This window comes from Streptomyces sp. NPDC046805 (genome assembly GCF_040645355.1).
In the GTDB taxonomy this organism is placed as follows: domain Bacteria; phylum Actinomycetota; class Actinomycetes; order Streptomycetales; family Streptomycetaceae; genus Streptomyces.
This window is the reverse complement of record NZ_JBEYYC010000086.1, coordinates 1-1,572: the sequence shown is the minus strand read 5'-3', so window position 1 is coordinate 1,572 and position 1,572 is coordinate 1. Positions and strand designations below refer to the sequence as shown.

At 45.5% G+C, this 1,572-nt stretch carries 1 tRNA gene and 2 rRNA genes; all 3 read right to left on the bottom strand.

Annotation, left to right across the window (positions count from 1 at the left end):
• Positions 1–1,173, bottom strand: a 23S ribosomal RNA gene (locus tag ABZ910_RS36270); the annotation flags it as partial.
• Between the two features lie 138 nt (positions 1,174–1,311).
• A tRNA-Ala gene (locus ABZ910_RS36265) sits at positions 1,312–1,384 on the bottom strand.
• A 93-nt stretch (positions 1,385–1,477) separates the two neighbouring features.
• Positions 1,478–1,572 (bottom strand): 16S ribosomal RNA (locus tag ABZ910_RS36260); the annotation flags it as partial.

Below are 1,572 nucleotides of genomic sequence, written 5' to 3'. Positions count from 1 at the left end.
CTTTCAATATAATTTTTTTTTTTGTTTAGGCTACAACAGTTATATTCTCTTCTATGTCTACACTATTTCCCTACTCGACTCTCTTCCGATCCTGTGCAACCCCACATCCTTTTCCACTTAACATATATTTTGGGACCTTAGCTGTTGGTCTGGGCTGTTTCCCTTTCGACTACGGATCTTAGCACTCGCAGTCTGACTGCCGAACATGTGTATTAGCATTCGGAGTTTATCTGAGATTGGTAATCCTAGACGGACCCCTCACCCAAACAGTGCTCTACCTCCAATACACTTACATTTCGACGCTAGCCCTAAAGCTATTTCGGAGAGAACCAGCTATCTCCCAGTTCGTTTGGAATTTCTCCGCTATCCACAAGTCATCCAAACACTTTTCAACGTGTCCTGGTTCGGGCCTCCAGTGCGTCTTACCACACCTTCACCCTGCTCATGGATAGGTCACTAGGTTTCGGGTCTACATCATGATACTAAGTCGCCCTATTCAGACTCGGTTTCCCTACGGCTCCGTCTCTTCAACTTAACCTCGCATCATAACGTAACTCGCCGGTTCATTCTACAAAAGGCACGCTCTCACCCATTAACGGGCTCGAACTTCTTGTAGGCACACGGTTTCAGGTGCTATTTCACTCCCCTCTCGGGGTTCTTTTCACCTTTCCCTCACGGTACTGGTTCACTATCGGTCACTAAGGAGTATTTAGGGTTGGGAGATGGTCCTCCCGGATTCAAACTGGATTTCGCGTGTCCAGCCCTACTCAGGATACTGCTAGGTATAAGCGCTATTTCGTCTACGGGATTATTACCCTCTTTGATTAACCTTCCCAGGTTATTCGACTATAATGCTTAAGTCCACGTTGCAGTCCTACAACCCCAAGAAGCAAGCTTCTTGGTTTGCCCTTCTTCGCGTTCGCTCGCCGCTACTTACGAAATCGTTTTTACTTTCTCTTCCTGCAGGTACTTAGATGTTTCAGTTCTCTGCGTTACCTTTACATGAGCTATGTATTCACTCATGAATAACTGCTAGTAGCAGCTGGGTTTCCCCATTCGGAGACCTAGGGATCAATGCGTACTTACTGCTCCCCCTAGAATATCGTCGTTAGTCACGTCCTTCATCGGCTCTTAGTGCCAAGGCATCCACCGTGCGCCCTTATTAACTTTGCCATGATGATTTATAATCATCGTTTTTCAAGTATAAGTTTGTAAATTCTTTAAAATTCACAGCTTTTGGTTTATTTATCGTTATTAGATATTGTTATTTAGTTTTCAATGTTCAAGTGATTTTAACGTCTTGTCTGACAATGGAGCCTAGCGGGATCGAACCGCTGACCTCCTGCGTGCAAGGCAGGCGCTCTCCCAGCTGAGCTAAGGCCCCACAATCAAGAATTTGATTCTTGCTTAGGTTTATCACTAAACCCCTCAAAACTGAATAAAGTTGAATGCTCACGTCTTTGTATATATTCCTTAGAAAGGAGGTGATCCAGCCGCACCTTCCGATACGGCTACCTTGTTACGACTTCACCCCAGTCATCGGTCTTACCTTAGGAAGCGCCCTCCTTGCGG